The sequence below is a fragment of the Collibacillus ludicampi genome (assembly GCF_023705585.1).
GTDB lineage: Bacteria > Bacillota > Bacilli > Tumebacillales > BOQE01 > Collibacillus > Collibacillus ludicampi.
Window position 1 is genome coordinate 1,035,074 of record NZ_BOQE01000001.1, and the last position, 16,910, is coordinate 1,051,983.

19 protein-coding genes and 1 riboswitch are annotated in these 16,910 nt (G+C 46.5%); all 19 genes read right to left on the reverse strand.

The features are described 5' to 3' along the window. Nucleotides 1–3: 3 nt before the first annotated feature. Nucleotides 4–252 (reverse strand): phosphoribosylformylglycinamidine synthase subunit PurS, encoded by a 249-nt coding sequence (gene purS / locus DNHGIG_RS05240; protein WP_282198670.1) that lies wholly within the window; start codon nt 250–252, stop codon nt 4–6. Continuing rightward, nucleotides 249–971: a phosphoribosylaminoimidazolesuccinocarboxamide synthase gene (purC, locus tag DNHGIG_RS05245; protein ID WP_282201360.1), complete on the reverse strand. Its 723-nt coding sequence runs from the start codon at nt 969–971 to the stop codon at nt 249–251. Before purC ends, purS begins: the two co-directional genes overlap by 4 nt. A 259-nt stretch (nt 972–1,230) precedes the next feature. After that, complete coding sequence (gene purB / locus DNHGIG_RS05250; protein WP_282198671.1) at nt 1,231–2,523, reverse strand: adenylosuccinate lyase; 1,293 nt, start codon at nt 2,521–2,523, stop codon at nt 1,231–1,233. 56 nt (nt 2,524–2,579) lie between these two features. Beyond that, complete coding sequence (gene purE / locus DNHGIG_RS05255) at nt 2,580–3,104, reverse strand: 5-(carboxyamino)imidazole ribonucleotide mutase (RefSeq protein WP_282198672.1); 525 nt, start codon at nt 3,102–3,104, stop codon at nt 2,580–2,582. Between the two features lie 248 nt (nt 3,105–3,352). After that, nucleotides 3,353–3,454, reverse strand: a riboswitch (purine riboswitch). A gap of 120 nt (nt 3,455–3,574) precedes the next feature. Continuing rightward, complete coding sequence (locus tag DNHGIG_RS05260) at nt 3,575–4,306, reverse strand: EAL domain-containing protein (protein WP_282198673.1); 732 nt, start codon at nt 4,304–4,306, stop codon at nt 3,575–3,577. A gap of 189 nt (nt 4,307–4,495) precedes the next feature. Beyond that, nucleotides 4,496–5,627 (reverse strand): peptide chain release factor 2 gene (gene prfB / locus DNHGIG_RS05265; RefSeq protein WP_282198674.1). Its coding sequence is split into 2 segments (ribosomal slippage): nt 4,496–5,545 and nt 5,547–5,627, totalling 1,131 coding nucleotides; the frame shifts between segments, so codons are not numbered across the junction. Between the two features lie 33 nt (nt 5,628–5,660). Beyond that, nucleotides 5,661–8,039, reverse strand: a complete 2,379-nt coding sequence (gene secA / locus DNHGIG_RS05270; RefSeq protein WP_282198675.1) for a preprotein translocase subunit SecA — start codon at nt 8,037–8,039, stop codon at nt 5,661–5,663. Between the two features lie 134 nt (nt 8,040–8,173). Then, nucleotides 8,174–8,446: a hypothetical protein gene (locus DNHGIG_RS05275; protein WP_282198676.1), complete on the reverse strand. Its 273-nt coding sequence runs from the start codon at nt 8,444–8,446 to the stop codon at nt 8,174–8,176. Between the two features lie 236 nt (nt 8,447–8,682). Beyond that, nucleotides 8,683–9,123: a protein-export chaperone SecB gene (locus DNHGIG_RS05280; protein WP_282198677.1), complete on the reverse strand. Its 441-nt coding sequence runs from the start codon at nt 9,121–9,123 to the stop codon at nt 8,683–8,685. Then, nucleotides 9,113–9,406, reverse strand: a complete 294-nt coding sequence (locus DNHGIG_RS05285; RefSeq protein ID WP_282198678.1) for a hypothetical protein — start codon at nt 9,404–9,406, stop codon at nt 9,113–9,115. The genes DNHGIG_RS05280 and DNHGIG_RS05285 overlap by 11 nt, the downstream gene beginning before the upstream one ends. A 423-nt stretch (nt 9,407–9,829) precedes the next feature. Next, nucleotides 9,830–10,063 (reverse strand): poly(ADP-ribose) polymerase family protein, encoded by a 234-nt coding sequence (locus DNHGIG_RS05290; protein WP_282198679.1) that lies wholly within the window; start codon nt 10,061–10,063, stop codon nt 9,830–9,832. Between the two features lie 253 nt (nt 10,064–10,316). Next, on the reverse strand, nt 10,317–10,856 hold the full coding sequence (gene hpf, locus DNHGIG_RS05295) for a ribosome hibernation-promoting factor, HPF/YfiA family (RefSeq protein WP_282198680.1): 540 nt from the start codon (nt 10,854–10,856) through the stop codon (nt 10,317–10,319). Nucleotides 10,857–11,041: 185 nt separating this feature from the next. After that, a complete protein-coding gene (locus DNHGIG_RS05300; RefSeq protein WP_282198681.1) occupies nt 11,042–11,239 on the reverse strand; it encodes a cold shock domain-containing protein in 198 nt (65 codons plus the stop codon). A 149-nt stretch (nt 11,240–11,388) separates the two neighbouring features. Further along, complete coding sequence (locus DNHGIG_RS05305) at nt 11,389–12,111, reverse strand: amino acid ABC transporter ATP-binding protein (protein WP_282198682.1); 723 nt, start codon at nt 12,109–12,111, stop codon at nt 11,389–11,391. Beyond that, complete coding sequence (locus DNHGIG_RS05310; protein WP_282198683.1) at nt 12,108–12,770, reverse strand: amino acid ABC transporter permease; 663 nt, start codon at nt 12,768–12,770, stop codon at nt 12,108–12,110. The genes DNHGIG_RS05305 and DNHGIG_RS05310 overlap by 4 nt, the downstream gene beginning before the upstream one ends. 27 nt (nt 12,771–12,797) lie before the next feature. Next, nucleotides 12,798–13,598 (reverse strand): basic amino acid ABC transporter substrate-binding protein, encoded by an 801-nt coding sequence (locus DNHGIG_RS05315; protein WP_282198684.1) that lies wholly within the window; start codon nt 13,596–13,598, stop codon nt 12,798–12,800. A 493-nt stretch (nt 13,599–14,091) separates the two neighbouring features. Then, entirely contained in the window at nt 14,092–15,207 is a 1,116-nt protein-coding gene (locus DNHGIG_RS05320) for a DegT/DnrJ/EryC1/StrS family aminotransferase (RefSeq protein ID WP_282198685.1), read from the reverse strand. A gap of 22 nt (nt 15,208–15,229) precedes the next feature. Beyond that, entirely contained in the window at nt 15,230–15,865 is a 636-nt protein-coding gene (locus DNHGIG_RS05325; RefSeq protein WP_282198686.1) for an acetyltransferase, read from the reverse strand. Next, nucleotides 15,862–16,902 carry an N-acetylneuraminate synthase gene (gene neuB / locus DNHGIG_RS05330; RefSeq protein ID WP_282198687.1) on the reverse strand — a complete coding sequence of 347 codons (1,041 nt, stop codon included), beginning with the start codon at nt 16,900–16,902 and terminating at the stop codon, nt 15,862–15,864. Before neuB ends, DNHGIG_RS05325 begins: the two co-directional genes overlap by 4 nt. Nucleotides 16,903–16,910 lie beyond the last annotated feature (8 nt).

Consider the following 16,910-nt stretch of genomic DNA (forward strand, 5'->3'; position numbering starts at 1 on the left):
CAATCACGCCTCCACCAGTTCAATTTCGTATGTTTCGATCACCGTGTTGGCGAGAAGCTTTTCACACATCTCCCGGACGCGCTCTTCTGCCATACGCTTGTCTGTCGTCTTGACTTTCACTTCGAGGTATTTTCCGATGCGCACATCTTCCACTTCATCATATCCGAGGGCATGAAGGGAGCGGGTCACCGCCGTGCCTTGCGGATCAAGGACCGATTTTTTTAACGTGACATGAATACGAACGAGGATCATGAAACGGTACCTCCTAAACGTCGCAGGATTTCTTGGTAAGCTTCTTCAACCGAGCCCAGATCGCGACGGAAACGGTCTTTGTCCAGTTTCTCTTTCGTTTCCGCATCCCAGAAACGGCAGGTATCAGGCGAGATCTCGTCGGCGAGGATGAGATTTCCTTGGGTATCGATACCGAATTCTAATTTAAAATCGACAAGAATGACATTTTTGTCTTTTAAGTAGTCTTTCATGATTTCGTTAATTTTGCGTCCGTATTGTTCCATGGTCGATACTTGTTCTGCAGTCGCCAGTTCGAGCACATCGATGTGGGAAGGGTTGACCAGCGGATCGCCGAGGCTATCATCTTTGTAATAGAATTCGACTACGGTTTTCGGCAAAACGGTTCCTTCTTCCAGTCCGAGACGTTTCGCAAGGGAACCGGCCGCAATGTTGCGGACAACCACTTCGAGGGGTACGATCGTCACTTTTTTCACTAACATTTCGCGTTCGGATAAGCGATCGATGAAGTGGGTAGGGATTCCCTTCTCTTCAAGCATGCGAAAGAAGATGGTGGAAATTTCGTTATTGAGATGTCCTTTGTCTGCAATTTTGCCTCTTTTTTCTCCGTTAAATGCGGTGGCATCGTCTTTGAATTCAACGATGTATTGATCGTCGCGGTCTGTCAGAAAGACTTTTTTCGCTTTTCCTTCGTATAGCATTTCGCCTTTTATAACAGTCATCATGGTATTCGTCCTCTCTTGTTGTACTTTTGAAAATTTGTGGTGTGGTGGGCGTATGCTTTGCGCTCATGCTCCGTGGAGGTCGTCTCGCACGGATTTATGGTCATATGTTGCGAGGCGACCTCCAAGGTCGCTGTCTCACGCAAAGCATTACGCCCACCAAAAGATACTTTTCTCTCCACGGATGGTGCCGCTCACGGCATGAGGGCTACTTTGAAAAACTTGGATTCTTAGGAATAGCTTCTTGAACCGGAAGCCTCTATAACCCCAAACGTTCAAAAATGGTATCGACATGCTTGATATGCCAGCTGGGGTCAAAGCAGTCGTCGAGTTCTTCTTTGCTCAGATGTTCCTTCACGACCGGGTCGTTTTCGATCAGTTCGCGGAAGGAGCGTTGTTCTTCCCACGCTTGCATCGCGCGCGCTTGCACGGTGTCGTACGCCTGTTCACGCACAAGCCCTTTGTCGATCAAGGCAAGCAAGACGCGTTGGGAGAAGATAAGACCGAATGTGCGTTCCATGTTCCGCTTCATGTTTTCCGGGAAAACGGTCAGGTTGTCCACGATGCGAATCATGCGGCGCAACATATAGTTGATCAAAATCGTGCAATCCGGAATGATGACGCGTTCCACCGATGAATGGGAAATATCCCGTTCATGCCACAACGGAACGTTTTCATAGGCGGCCAGCATGTTGCCGCGCAGGATGCGGGAAAGACCGGAAATTTGCTCGCAGGACACGGGATTGCGTTTATGCGGCATCGCCGAAGAACCTTTTTGCCCTTTGTAAAACGGCTCTTCCACTTCGCGTACTTCCGTTTTTTGCAGTGCGCGGATCTCCGTCGCGATCTTATCGAGCGTCGTACCGATCAAAGCGATCGTTGCGATATAAGCCGCATGACGATCGCGCTGCAACGTTTGCGTCGAGATCGGAGCGGGAGTCAGTCCGAGTTTCTCGCACACATATTTCTCAACAAAAGGGTCGATGTTCGCATACGTACCGACGGCACCGGAAATTTTTCCGAATTCGATCCCTTTGGCTGCCTGCTCAAATCGCTCCAGATTGCGTTTCATCTCCTCATACCAGAGAGCGACTTTCAGACCGAAGGTTGTCGGTTCCGCATGCACACCGTGTGTGCGCCCCATCATGATCGTGTATTTGTACTTCTGCGCTTGCTTTTTCAACACATCGATGAAATCATGCAGATCCTTGCGGATGATCTGGTTCGCCTGCTTGATCTGTGCAGACAGCGCTGTATCGACCACGTCGGTCGAAGTCAAACCGTAATGGACCCATTTGCGCTCCGGGCCTAAGCTTTCGGAAACCGCGCGCGTGAAAGCGACGACATCATGGCGGGTTTGTTCTTCGATCTCAAGCACGCGCTCCGTTTTAAAATCCGCGTGTTTGCGAATCTTCTCCACGTCTTCACGCGGGATCACGCCCAACTCCGCCCATGCTTCGCACGCGAGAATCTCGACCTCCAGCCACATGCGAAAACGGTTGTCCAGCGTCCATATCGCCGACATCTCCGGAAGTGAATAACGTTCAATCACAACAATGTCCTCCTCTTAAACGGTCGTGCAAGCGAGTTCTTTTGAAACACGCCCTCTTATCGTTTCAAGACCTCTTTTATATATGCGGATGCTCCGAGATCCTGCAGTTTTGCGTCCTTTTCTTCCACTTTTTTGGCCATTTCTTCACGATGCGCTTTCAACTTGGCTGCCACTTCCGCATCGGATGTCGCGATGATCTGGGCAGCTAAAAGGCCTGCGTTGTAGGCGCCGTTGATCGCAACGGTTGCCACCGGAATTCCTTGCGGCATCTGAACGATCGCATAGAGCGCGTCCACCCCTTGGATCGCGCCGCCTTGAATCGGTACCCCGATGACAGGCAATGTGGTATGTGCCGCGATAACCCCTGGCAAATGGGCGGCCAATCCCGCACCCGCGATAATGACTGCAAACCCGTTCTGCTCCGCTTCACGTGCGAGTTGAGCCGTCTTATCCGGAACACGATGTGCCGAAGAGATGCGGATCTCAGAGGGAACGCCCATTTTTTCGAGCGCTTTGGCAGCTTCCTGCATGATAGGAAGATCGGAATCGCTTCCCATGACGATCAGGACTTTTTTATTCATGCAACCCACTCCTTTTCGTTCTTAGAATCACCTATGATGGCAGTTTTATGACGAAGTAAAAACAAAACCCAGATGGGTAAGTCACTACAGATCCAACCGATCGTCGAGTGAAACCTACCCGCCTGGGTTTTTATCCCTTCGGTGTCATGCGCATAAAGGCATGCGAAACGCTCGGACCAGCCCTCTCATTAGAAGGAATGAAATACCAAGAGAATGGCGTTTAAACTCCCTCTGGCGGAGGCGGAACCCTAGATTCGCTTTCGACTCGTAGTCCAGTCATTTACGGTGACCGGGTAGAGACTCTCGGGCCATATTCCCGAGGATATACGAGCGGTATGTAATTACACGTTCAGTGTAACAATGGCTAAGGTCCTTGTCAAGCAAAATCCGAACAATTAAGTTATTGGAATAATATTCGTTCGTAAAATAAGGCGAAACATCAAGGGAATACTGAGATTCATCAGAAACATTTATCCGGCCTGAACGGACAACGGTTTGGGCATTCCTAACAAATAACCTTGTCCAAAAGGTATCCCCGCTTTTTTTAAATACTCCAGATCGCTGGTCGCTTCGATTCCTTCCGCAACGAGAAACATATCTTCGTTTGATATGGAAACCAATACATCCACGATCTTTTGTTTCAATGACGATTTAGAAATACCGGAAACGAGGGATCGATCCAGTTTAATGTATTCGGGTTCCAATTCGATAACCGCCGCCAGTGACGAATATCCCTGACCGAGATCATCGATCGCTACCCGAATTCCCCGTGTACGCAACAGGTTCACTGCCGTTCGTAACTCCTTTAAATCTCTCACCTGTGTTCGTTCTGTTAACTCAAGAACGAGACGGTGTTTTAAACTGGAATTTTCGGTGATTTCCAACAATTGTTCCATGGCGTCTTTCCGCATTAAAGTCGATGGTAATACGTTGATAAACAGCAGCCCCTCGATTTTGTTTTCAGCACCCTGCAAAGCTGTCTGTATCGCTAACAAATCGACCTCGTGAGCGATTTGCATGTCAATCGCATCCTGAAAGAGGGTAAGCGGATGCGCATAGCGGCTTTCCGCAGGCCCCCTGGCCAGCGATTCATAGGCGTATGCTTGCAAGCTTTCCAATTGGTAAATCGGTTGATATACAGTCTTTAATTTTCGTTCAGCCAATATCGTATAGAGTTCATTCTGCATACCGAAAGAATTCATGACGCGCCTCCGCTTTAAGAGGTTGTTCAAACGATGAGCTCTGATCGAAGGACTCTTCTTATTTTCCCATAGATTTAGTTTGACAAAAGCCCGTCAAATCCCTGCCTTTATCGACAAAAAAATACAAATCTTTCGGAAGGGATGAGGTGTTCCATAACAAAAAAGAGCACCCGGTCGGGTGCTCCCATCTTAATCATTGTTCTCTTCTTTGGCGGACAGGCGGCTGCGCAGCCAGGCGTCGATAAACGGGTCTAATTCTCCGTCCATCACCGCGTGTACGTTGCCCACTTCATATCCGGTACGGTGGTCTTTCACGAGCGAATAGGGATGGAAGACGTACGAGCGAATCTGGTTGCCCCATGCGATATCTTTGACTTCACCGCGGATTTCGGCCAGTTCCTTCTCTTGTTCTTCCCGTTTCTTTTCATATAACTTGGCCGCCAGGATCTTCATCGCCGCCGCGCGGTTTTTGATTTGCGAACGTTCGCTCTGACAGGTGACAACGATGCCCGTCGGGATGTGGGTGATGCGCACGGCCGAGTCGGTCGTGTTCACATGCTGTCCGCCCGCCCCGCTCGAACGATACGTGTCGATTTTTAAGTCTTCTTGGCGAATGTCGATGTCGATATCGTCATCCATCTCCGGCATGACGTCCACCGAAGAGAAAGAAGTATGGCGGCGTCCGGACGCGTCGAAAGGGGAGATGCGCACCAAACGGTGCACGCCGCGCTCCGCTTTGAGATATCCGAAAGCATTATACCCTTTGATCAAAAGGGTTACACTCTTGATCCCCGCTTCATCCCCCGGCAGATAATCGAGGGTCTCTACTTTGAACCCCCGACCCTCCGCCCAGCGCGTATACATTCGCAAAAGCATGGAAGCCCAATCCTGCGATTCTGTACCGCCGGCACCCGGATGGATCTCCAGAATCGCATTATTTTTGTCGTAGGGTTCCGATAGCAACAGTTCCAATTCAAAATCGGACAGCTTCTTGGCCAGTTGTGCCGCGCCGCGATCCACTTCATCGAGAAGCGATTCATCGTTCTCTTCTTTGGACAATTCGAGTAGCACTTCCAGGTCTTCTTGTTCGCGAGTCATCGACTCCAGTTGTTCCACGAGGTTTTTGATCGCATTGTTTTCACTGATCACTTTTTGTGCGGCTTCTTGATCATCCCAGAAAGAAGGCTCCGCCATCTTGTTTTCTAGTTCTTGCATGCGAGCTTTCTTGCCGGGGAGGTCAAAGAGACCTCCCGATGTCCGCCAATCGCTTGGCTGTATTGGTTAACTCCTGACGCAATTCCCCGTAAGTTTTCAATGCCATCGTTATTCTCCACTCCGTTCTCCTAACACACTCTTATACTTGTACTTGAACAGGTTGAACCTCAATACCAACGTTTGCCTTGAAGACAAGGAGGACGACTTCTTCGCGAATCGAATGGATCATCGCTTCAAACATCTCGTATCCTTCAAATTTGTATTCAACAAGCGGATCGCGCTGACCATACGCACGCAAATGGATGCCTTGACGCAGTTGATCCATCGCGTCGATATGATCCATCCACTTGCTGTCAACCGCGCGCAACAGAATGACTTTTTCAAAGTCTTTCATGACCGGGCCTAACTGCTCCGCACGGGCTTTATATTCCTCTTGGACAAGTCCCTGCAAGAATTCGAGCATCTCGGTGCGGTCCGCATACCTAGTGAGCTCTTCCTTCTTCAATTTGCCAGGGGACAACATATGGTGTTCCAGATAATCGATCAATCCTTGCAGATCCCAATCTTCCGGAACGATTTCTTCCTGACAATACGTGTCCACAGCGTAAGACAGCAATTCATTTGCCATGTTGATGATCGTATCGGAAACATCGTCACTTTCCAGAAGCTCGCGCCGTTGTTTGTACATCACTTCGCGCTGCTGATTCATGACATCATCGTATTTCAACACGTGTTTCCGGATATCGAAGTTATTCCCTTCCACTTTCTTCTGCGCACTTTCGATGGCACGCGTGACCAGACGATTTTCGATCGGCTGATCTTCTTCGAGTCCCAGGCGATCCATCATTGCCATGATATTCTCCGAACCAAACAGCCGCATCAGATCGTCCTCAAGCGAGAGGAAAAATTGGCTTGAGCCCGGATCGCCCTGACGTCCCGCCCGCCCGCGCAATTGGTTGTCGATGCGGCGGCTCTCGTGACGCTCCGTACCGATGATATGCAAGCCCCCCAATTCTGCGACACCTTCGCCGAGAATGATGTCGGTCCCGCGTCCCGCCATGTTGGTGGCGATCGTCACGGCGCCTTTTTGTCCGGCGAGCGCCACGATCTGCGCTTCACGCTCATGGTGTTTCGCGTTCAAGACTTGATGGGGAATGCCTTTTTTCTTCAGCAAGGAAGAAAGGTATTCCGACTTTTCGATCGAGGTGGTACCCACAAGCACCGGTTGCCCTTTCGCATGCCGTTTTTCGATTTCCGCCACCACCGCGTTGAACTTGCCGCGCATGTTTTTGTAAATCACATCGGGCAAATCGATCCGCTGGTTGGGACGGTTCGTCGGAATGACGACCACATCCATGCCGTAGATCGAACGGAATTCTTCTTCTTCCGTTTTCGCGGTACCCGTCATGCCGGAAAGCTTCTTGTACATGCGGAAGTAGTTTTGCAGCGTAATGGTCGCGAGCGTCTTCGATTCGTTCTGAATCCGCACGCCTTCCTTCGCTTCGATCGCCTGATGCAGCCCTTCGCTGTAGCGGCGACCGTGCATCAAACGGCCGGTGAACTCGTCGACGATGATAATCTCATCGTTCTGCACCACGTAATCTTTATCCCGATGCATCAACGTATGCGCCTTGAGCGCTTGCGTGATATGGTGATGAATCGAGATATGACTCGGTTCAAAGAGGTTTTGGATGCCAAAGAAGCGTTCCGCCTTGCGTACGCCTTGTTCCGTCAGTACGGCAGAGCGCGCTTTTTCGTCAACGGTGTAGTCTTCTTCGGCACGCAAGCCGGAGACGAAAATATTGGCGCGAATGTACATTTCCGTGGACTCTTCCGCCATGCCCGAGATGATTAGCGGCGTGCGCGCTTCATCGATCAGGATGGAGTCCACTTCGTCGACAATACAGTAGTGCAATTCCCGCTGTACCATCTGATCCAGCGACATTGCCATATTGTCGCGCAAATAATCGAACCCGAATTCGTTGTTCGTACCATATGTGATATCGGCCGCGTAAGCCGCTTTTTTCTCATGCGGTTCCATACCGTTGATGTTTAAGCCTACAGAAAGGCCAAGAAACCGATGGAGCTGCCCCATCTCTTCCGCGTCCCGGCGAGCCAGGTAATCGTTCACCGTAATGACATGAACGCCTTTTCCCGACAGCGCATTTAAATAGGAAGGCAGTGTAGCGACAAGGGTTTTTCCTTCCCCTGTACGCATCTCAGCGATCCGCCCTTGATGGAGAACGATCCCCCCCATCAATTGCACATCGAAGTGGCGTTTGCCGAGCACTCGTTTACCTGCTTCCCGCACGACGGCAAACGCCTCCGGCAACAGATCGTCGAGTGACTCGCCGTTTGCATGGCGTTGTTTAAATTCAATCGTCTTGCCACGCAACTCGTCGTCACTCAACTTCTCCACCATCGGCTCCAAGTTATTGATCCGTTCTACCACTTTATATAACCTTTTGATTTCACGCTCATTCGAATCTCCAAAAACTTTTTTCAGGAGGCTCAACATGTGAGCAATCACTCCTCTCTAATCTGCAAAAGGAAATCCCTCAAAGCAGAATTGTAACATTCCTTTGCAGGTAGAGACAACCTTTCCACACAAGAGTACAAAAAAATTCCAAAAAAGAAAAAGGTGACCCCCAGTCACCTTAGGTGGACTCTCTTGTCCTGCGTCAATTCCTCCTGATCTCCTCGTACCACGCCGATGGCCAATGCCACGATGATGAGCAGCGCCCAAATGCTTTCAACCGCATGCAGAACAAGTACGAGAATGATTGCCAGGACGATCTCCACCCATACGGGATGTACATCCGCGTATTTACGGACATTCCAATAGAGAATCTGACCGATCTTGACCACCAGAAAAAAACAAATAATCTGAACGATTCCCATGAGGAATCCCGTCAGAAAGCCCATTTCTGCCACCTCCCATGCTATCTTATGCAAGTACGGCATGGGCGAGTGACTACATGGAAGACACTTCACTCATGATTGGCAAAATTTATGTCGCAAGGGGATTCGTAGAGGTGGAGGGGAGATTGGAGTATATGTTGGATAGCTACAAGTAACGAGGCAGTTTATGCTTCCTCACTTTACTTTAATATACAATGTGATTTAAAAACTAAAAGGCCATCCGGCCTCTTTTGTATGAATTATTCCTGTTCAAGTTTTTGTGTTTCATTATTTTTACTATTATCGAGTTCCTCCAATAAGGCAACAATGTTTAATGTAGGGAGTATCAAAGGTGCTTCGCTTCCCTTACTCGTAATCTCTGATACTAATCCCCTTAAATAAGGAAATAGTATGGCCAGTGCATTAACTTTGTAATAACTCATAGCCGTTTCATAATCGTCAATACCATTTAAATGAAAATAACCAGCAATGGAAGCATAAACATATATTGGAGAACTATTTAGAGTCCTATCTCCGATTGAAAAGTTTAATATGACCCATGCCCCAGACCAATCATCCTGATCAGTTTGTATTTCATAATCGAATTCGGGTACTAGTTCATCTTCACCTTCATAAAACGGATTGAATTTATATTCGATATTTCTAACTTGGTAATCCCTAAATTGTAGACTAGCATACATTTAAAAATGCACCGTCCTTAGTATTGCCGATGGGGAACAAAGGAATTCTACTTTTTACTTGGCGAGGTCTTATCAGTTTTACGTTGATATCTTGACATTCCCATGAATTATCAATCATGTACTCTAGCTCTTCATCTGTGTAGAAAGCTTTTAGCATATCTCTTACGTTTAATTTTTCTAATCCGTTTTCTGTCCTTTGAACAAAACCCTTTACATCACAGTTCTCAGAAACCTTAATTCCTAATTCTTTAGCAGTATCTAAAATTTTATTAATGTTTAACATGTCATTTATCCTCTCTTTCAATACCTTTAACTAACCTTGGCTTATTACGTTTAAAGTTTCTTTGTATTTTGGGATTATGAATTTTCACTTCTTCAACATGCACAATATCAGGATCACCACTAATTGCAACTAAATTACGTACACAAATCTGCTGTCCGTGCAAATATATACCTAACCGCTTAAATATTTCTAACGAATTATATTTAGATTTTGTCGGAAACGTTCTTTGTATAACGTGAAACTCATCAGCTGGTAATAAAGAGCAAATAAAATGACGAATTTGTTCTTCATTCTTTTCTTCGAATTCCAGGCTGATACCTTCATTTTTTAATTCTTTTTCAACATCAGAAATAAAATTTTTTAAAACCTCAAGTCCTCTTCTGTTGTCCAGGTTTAGGAAATTTCGTTCATGTACTTTTATTTTTACTTGAAGAACAGCAACTTTTTCCCGTGAAGCTCTGGTGTTCGCTCAATTTTTGTCTTTCCCCAGATCCTTGCTTGAATATAATCATCCCGAAAAAAATATACTCCAGGCCCTAACCAATGATCGTCTCGTATAACTTTGGGGATTTGAAAGCCTGATGAACAGATATTAATTGCTGATTCTTCATCCGTTCCATGAAATGCAGAGATCTCATGTTCAATATCTAAAAACATCTAGATCATCCTTGCTATTAGCCTATAGCAACTGCCATGAAAATTATACCAATAAAACGGTGCCAAAAAATCCTTTTCTAGTCTCTTAATTATACGGGAACGTTTCCTTCCGGATCAATTACGAAAAAACTACACTACACAACACAATATGACATGAACCATAATAAAACGGGAAAAACCGAGGTCAGATAAGAAAAGGGGCTGCCCTCAGTTGTTAGACTTTTGGGACAGCCCCTTCATGATATATCCATTTTTACGCAAAGGTTGGTTCGATCAATCCGTACTGACCATCTTTGCGTTTATAGACAACGTTCACTTCATCCGTCTCCGCATTGGAGAAGACAAAGAAATCATGTCCTAGCAAATCCATTTGCATGATCGCTTCTTCAACAGGCATAGGCTTGACGGCAAAACGTTTCACGCGAACCACTTCAGGTTCTTTCGTGTCGGCTGGCGCTGTGCCTGTATCTTGAAACAAAGTACGAATGCCTTCTTGACGAAAACGTCGATTCAGCTTCGTTTTGTATTTCTCGATTTGTTTCTCAAGCTTCTCTGTGACGAGATCAATGGAAGCGTACATATCGGGAGAATTCTCTTCTGCGCGAAGGATGAGTCCACCGATAATCATCGTAACCTCGACGGTGTGTATGTCCTTCTCCACAGAAAGTGTAACATTCACTGCAGTTTCCGGCGGCATGTCAAAGTACTTATCCAACCGTCCGATCTTCTTCTCAGCGTAGTCTCGAAGAGCGTCCGTGATTTCCAGATGATCACCGCGAACTTGAATGTTCATGAGGTATTCCTCCCTTCCTGATATGATACATATTCCATAAAAATCACAAAAATCCTGCATCCTTTTACAACTTCTCCATCAATCTTTTACAAACATAGTCTTGACCAATCGGAACGAAAAAAGACCTTGAGAATTCTCCCAAGGTCCCTTGTTACAGAAATCTATAGTCATCAGTCAACCTGATTCTACAGTTTTGTAACATTAGCAGCTTGTGGTCCACGCGTGCCTTCCACGATGTCAAATTCCACCACATCGCCTTCATTTAAACTACGGAATCCTTCGGCATTGATTGCGGAATAATGAACGAATACATCATTCCCATTATCCTGCTCGATAAAGCCATACCCTTTTTCTGCATTGAACCATTTGACTCTTCCTTGCATGCATTCATCCTCCTAAAATATGTGACAATCGCCCTTTTTTGGGGGCATATTTAGTCTACTCCGGAAAATGAACGCCTATACCTGTTTTCACATACCAAAAAAAGCGTTGAACAGAAACGCTTGATTTCCCGTTCAACGCTTGACATGTTTTACAGAATTTTTGAAAGGAACGACTTCGTCCTTTCATTTTGCGGATTGGAAAAGAGATCCTGCGGTTTTCCTTCTTCCTGAATGATACCCTGATCCATGAAAATCACCCGGTCGCTGACTTCCCGCGCGAATCCCATCTCATGCGTCACCACGACCATCGTCATGCCTTCGCGCGCCAATGATTTCATCACTTCGAGCACTTCGCCGACCATCTCCGGGTCGAGCGCCGAGGTAGGTTCGTCAAAGAGCATGACCGTCGGTTTCATCGCCAACGCCCTGGCGATCGCCACGCGCTGTTGCTGGCCACCCGACAATTGATCCGGGTACGCGTTCGCTTTGTCGGAAAGCCCCACTTTGGCGAGCAGTTCCCGGGCACGTGTCTCCGCTTCCGCCGGTTGCATTTTCAGAACCTTGATCGGTGCCAGTGTGATGTTTTCAAGAACCGTCTTATGCGGAAAGAGATTGAAGCGTTGGAACACCATGCCCACTTCGCGTCTGACCGTATTGATATCCGTCTTCGGGTCAGTGATATTGTGCCCGTTAACGATCACTTCGCCTTTTGTGATCTCTTCCAGGCGATTTAAGCAACGCAAAAATGTCGATTTCCCCGAACCGGAAGGACCGATGACGCAAACCACTTCCTTGGGGTGGATATGGCAATCGATCCCCTTCAACACTTCGAGCGAGCCGAACGATTTGTGTAAATTAGTTACCCGGATCATGCCGTGCCGAACCTCCTTTCCAAGAAAGCGACCACCCGGGCCAGCAGGAAGGTGAGAATGTAGTAAAAGACCGCCAATGTGATGTACGGTTCCCAGACGAGCAACGTCGAACCGGCCATCGCCCGCGCGTTATATGTCAGTTCCCCGCCTGCGATCACAGCGAGCAAAGATGTGTCTTTCAAGAGAGCGATCGCTTCATTGCCAAGCGGCGGCAACATGCGCCGGAACGCTTGCGGCAAGACGACATAACGCATCATTTGGCTTTGCGTCATTCCGAGAGAACGCGCTGCTTCCCATTGACCGCGGTCAATCGATTGGATTCCCGCGCGGAACACCTCAGAGCTGTAAGCGGCATAGTTCAACGTAACCGCCACGATCCCCGAGATGAAAGCCCCGGGAGATTTTCCCCCAAAGAAAGCGGGGAGCACGGCAAAATGGAACAACAAGATCTGCACGAGCAGAGGCGTCCCACGGAAAAATGAGACGTACATTTTGACAAAACCTTGGATGAATGGATTCTTCGACAAACGCCCGAGCCCGAGAAACAATCCCAGAAGGGTCGCAAGAATGATACAAATTACCGTATATTCAATCGTATAGTACGCTCCGCTGATAAAAAACGGCATGTACTCCTGGATAGCATCCCAACGAAAGGTCAAGCATATCGCTCCTTTGATTCACCGAACTTATTGCTGGCCAAAGTATTTGTCGTAGATTTTCTTGTAAGTGCCGTCTTCGTTGATCTTCTTAATACCGTCGTTCAGCTTGTTCAGAAGCTCTGTATTGCCCTTCTTAACAGCCAGTCCATAGTACTCTTTCGGGAATTTCGGATCGATCGCGGTATGGAGGTTGTCGGCTTTGTTGTTTTTCACATAATCGATGACCACACCGTTATCGCCCACAGCAACATCCACGTCGCCATTTTTCAACGCTTCCAGCGCGAGCGGCATCGAATCGTAGCGCTTGATTCCTTTGTAATCCTTGCCAAGGAAGTCGGTAACGATCGTATCGCCCGTCGTTCCGTTTTGGACGCCGATTTTCTTGCCTTTCAGATCGTTCAAAGTCTTCACGCTTCCGTCTTTGGACACAATCATTTGGGTCGCTTCAAAATATTTATCGGAAAAGTCCATCGTCTTCTTACGTTCGTCCGTAATCGTAATCGCGGATACGAGGAAATCGCGCTCGCCATTGTTCAAAGCCGCGAAAATCCCATCCCATGGGGTATTCACAAACTTCACCTTCATGCCTTCTTTTTCCGCGATCGCTTTGACCACATCAATGTCAAAACCGACGACCTGTTGTGTCTTGCTGTCCACAGACTCAAAAGGCGCGTAGGAAGCATCCGTACCCACAACATATTCTTTCTGATTGCCACTTTGTGCGGAATCTCCCCCCGGTGCCGCCGACTTGGGAGCGCATCCTGCAGCGACGAAAGTAAGACCTGCTGCTAATGTACTTGCTAGCATAAGAGACTTCCACGTTTTCAACACAACTTCCCCCTCAAACTTTAAGTTTCTGAATCTTTCTATTTAATTTTACAATAGGCATGCGCTTTCGTACACATGAAATACTATACATTTAAACGTATATTAATTCAATAGGGGAATGATTGAACTTTTGCTAGATATAGTAGGGATCCCCACATGCTGAACATGTTGTTGATAACTTCGCGGTTTTCGGACACTTATTCACAGTATCCAAGTCATTATCCACAAATTTATCCACATGTACACAGGATATCTGAATTTTTAAACCGGCGAAAGATTATTGCACTGGGGATAAAAGGACACTGGGCGATGGAATAAAAAAGAACCTGATAGCGGTCAGGTTCTATAGGCATTATATGCTTGCTCTGGTTGTTCGTTTTTATATATTTCTTATTTATGTAATATATGTAAAGCAAGAATTAAATCATGACCACTCCTTGATCAATCGATTTGACAATAAGACCATCGGCTTAAAATTTATTGAATAGATATCTCAATCAGCATGATTATTAATACACTCTTTTATCGTCTCAACAACATATAGAGCTTGTTCATCGGAAAGATTATTAAAAAAAGGTATAGCTAGAGTTGTTTGAGAAACTCTTTCAGTAATAGGAAAATCTCCGGGCTTAAATCCAAATTCTTTTCTATAAAAAGGTTGCAAATGAATGGGGGAAAAATATGGACGACATCCAATTCCCTTCTCATGAAGACTTCGCATGATTGAAGCCCTGTCGAACTCTTCTGCAAAGCGAATCACGTAAACAAACCAACTCATTTTTACTTCGGGAGAGACGTAAGGGACAATTACGCCATTTACATTTTCAAAGTATTTATTATAGCGCTGCGCTACTGCCTCTCTTTTCGAGAGTATCTCATCGATCCTGTCCAACTGTGCCACTCCTAACGCGGCACTCAACTCGTCCATGCGATAATTGAATCCTAAGCGCTCATGGGCAAGCCACGCATTACCTTCTCCTCTTCCCTGGTTTCTCATGCTCCGGCACAAACGGGCCAGTTCGTCATCATTTGTCACAATGATACCGCCCTCTCCCGTCGTTATTTGTTTATTCGGATAGAAAGCAAATACCCCAGCCTTGCCCATGGCCCCAGCTTTTTTCCCTTTATACTCCGCGCCGATGGCCTCGCAAGCATCCTCGATGATAGGAAGATTATACTTCTCGCTAATTTTTAATATTTCTTCCATGTCTGTCGGTTGACCAAATACATGTACAGGAAGAATCGCTTTCGTTTTTTCTGTAATTTTTTCCTCGATTTTTTTTACGTCGATATTCATCGTATCTGGATCGATATCTACAAAAACAGGTTTAGCCCTTTCAAAAAGCAGACAATTGCTCGAAGCTACAAAACTGAACGGGGTCGTAATAACCTCATCTCCATCGCGAATATCCAATGCACGAACTATCAGATGAAGACCACTTGTTCCGCTATTTACCGCAATCGCATGTTTGACACCTACATAATCCGCTATTCGTTTCTCAAACTCCAAGACCCATGGTCCAATACTCAAGGTTGACGTCGATAATACGTCCATCACCATCTTGCGTTCATGGTCGGTAATATCAGGATTTGATAAAGGCACGAACATGATGTTTCCCCCTTGAACGGAATCAAATAAGAGTTTCAACTATGCGTGCGGGTACACCATACGCTTTCACTTTCGCAGGAAGTGAGCGGACAACTACAGAACCTGCTCCAACTATCGAATCCTCACCAATGTGAATCCCTTGAATCACTGATGTTCCAATACCAATATGGGTTCTCTTTCCAATAAAAACTTGACCTGCGAGGTGAGACCCCGGTGCAATGTGGGCTCCTTCTTCTACCATGCAATCATGATCCACTGTAGCACCCGTATTCACGATCACTTGTTTACCTATACAAGAATCAGGATTCAACACGGCTCCAGCTGCCACGAGACTACCATCTCCGACCTGAACGGATGAAGCAACGATGCTTCTCGGATGAATCGCTTTTACAAATGAAAAACCCATACGCTCCATTTTTTCGGCTATTTTCATGCGAATTTGGTTGTTCCCTATTGCGATAAACGCTTCCTTCAGGCCGGATCTATACAGTTCTTCTAAAATACTACTCTGTCCAATAACTTGAACTCCTGAAACTGTCTTTCCAAGCATCGATGGATTATCATCAACGATACCCACAACTGTATACCCAGATGATTGCAGAATATCAATTGAAACCTTTGCATGGCCTCCGGCTCCGACCACAAAAACTTCCTTCATTCGTCATCCACATCTTTCCAATCAATCAAGTAATCAGCAGGTAGATCTTCTTTAACCCTTTTTCCTATTAATTGATGAAACGTTTTGGGTGGCAATCCGGTTCCCGGTCTTTTCACGGTCAACATATCCTCCGTTAGAATCGTTCCTTTTTTTATTGGTCGGCTGGTTACAACACTTTTTCTTGCCAAATTCCTGTTTTTCACTTCAGAGGGTGATAACTCTTTCTTGGGTGTACCCAACGCCTTTTCCACTCGACGTATCCCCTGAATCATCAATTTCAGTTCTTCCGGACTTAAAGATGCGTGATGATCAGGACCTTCTGCCTTCTTATCATACGTAAAGTGTTTTTCTATGATTTGAGCGCCCATGGCGACAGCTGCTAACGGAACTTCGATTCCGAGCGTATGATCGGAATATCCCGTAATCTTTTGGAAGGTACTTCGTAATGTTTGCATCGCCCGTAAATTGACATCTTCAAACGGGGTGGGATAACTGGTTGTACAATGCAATAGGCATACATCGATTTCTCGCAATACGTCTAACGCTTCCTGAATTTCTTCGATCGTAGCCATACCCGTCGAAAGAATAACCGGTTTTTTTGTGGCAGCAATCCTGTGCAACAAAACCGTATTGGTCAAATCGCCTGAACTGATTTTATACAATGGGACATTCAATTCTTCTAGCCAATTGACACTTTGTACATCAAAGGGGGTCGAGAGAAACAAGATTCCGCGCTCTTCTGCGTATGATTTGAGTACTAGATGTTGATCAAAGCCAAGTTCCAGCCTTTTTAACATTTCAAATTGAGACTCATTCGTTCCCGTAGTCTCTTTCTGGTATTCCGCTTTCTCGGCAGTCCTTGTAACGATTTTTTCTGCTTTAAAAGTTTGGAATTTGACCGCGTCAGCCCCTGCCTCAACAGCGATGTCTACCAAGCGCCTGGCGATATTCAGGTCTCCCTGATGATTGACTCCTGCTTCCGCAATGATAAAAACAGGTTGTCCTTCCCCAATGGTTTTATTCCCGATGCGAATCATTGTAATCC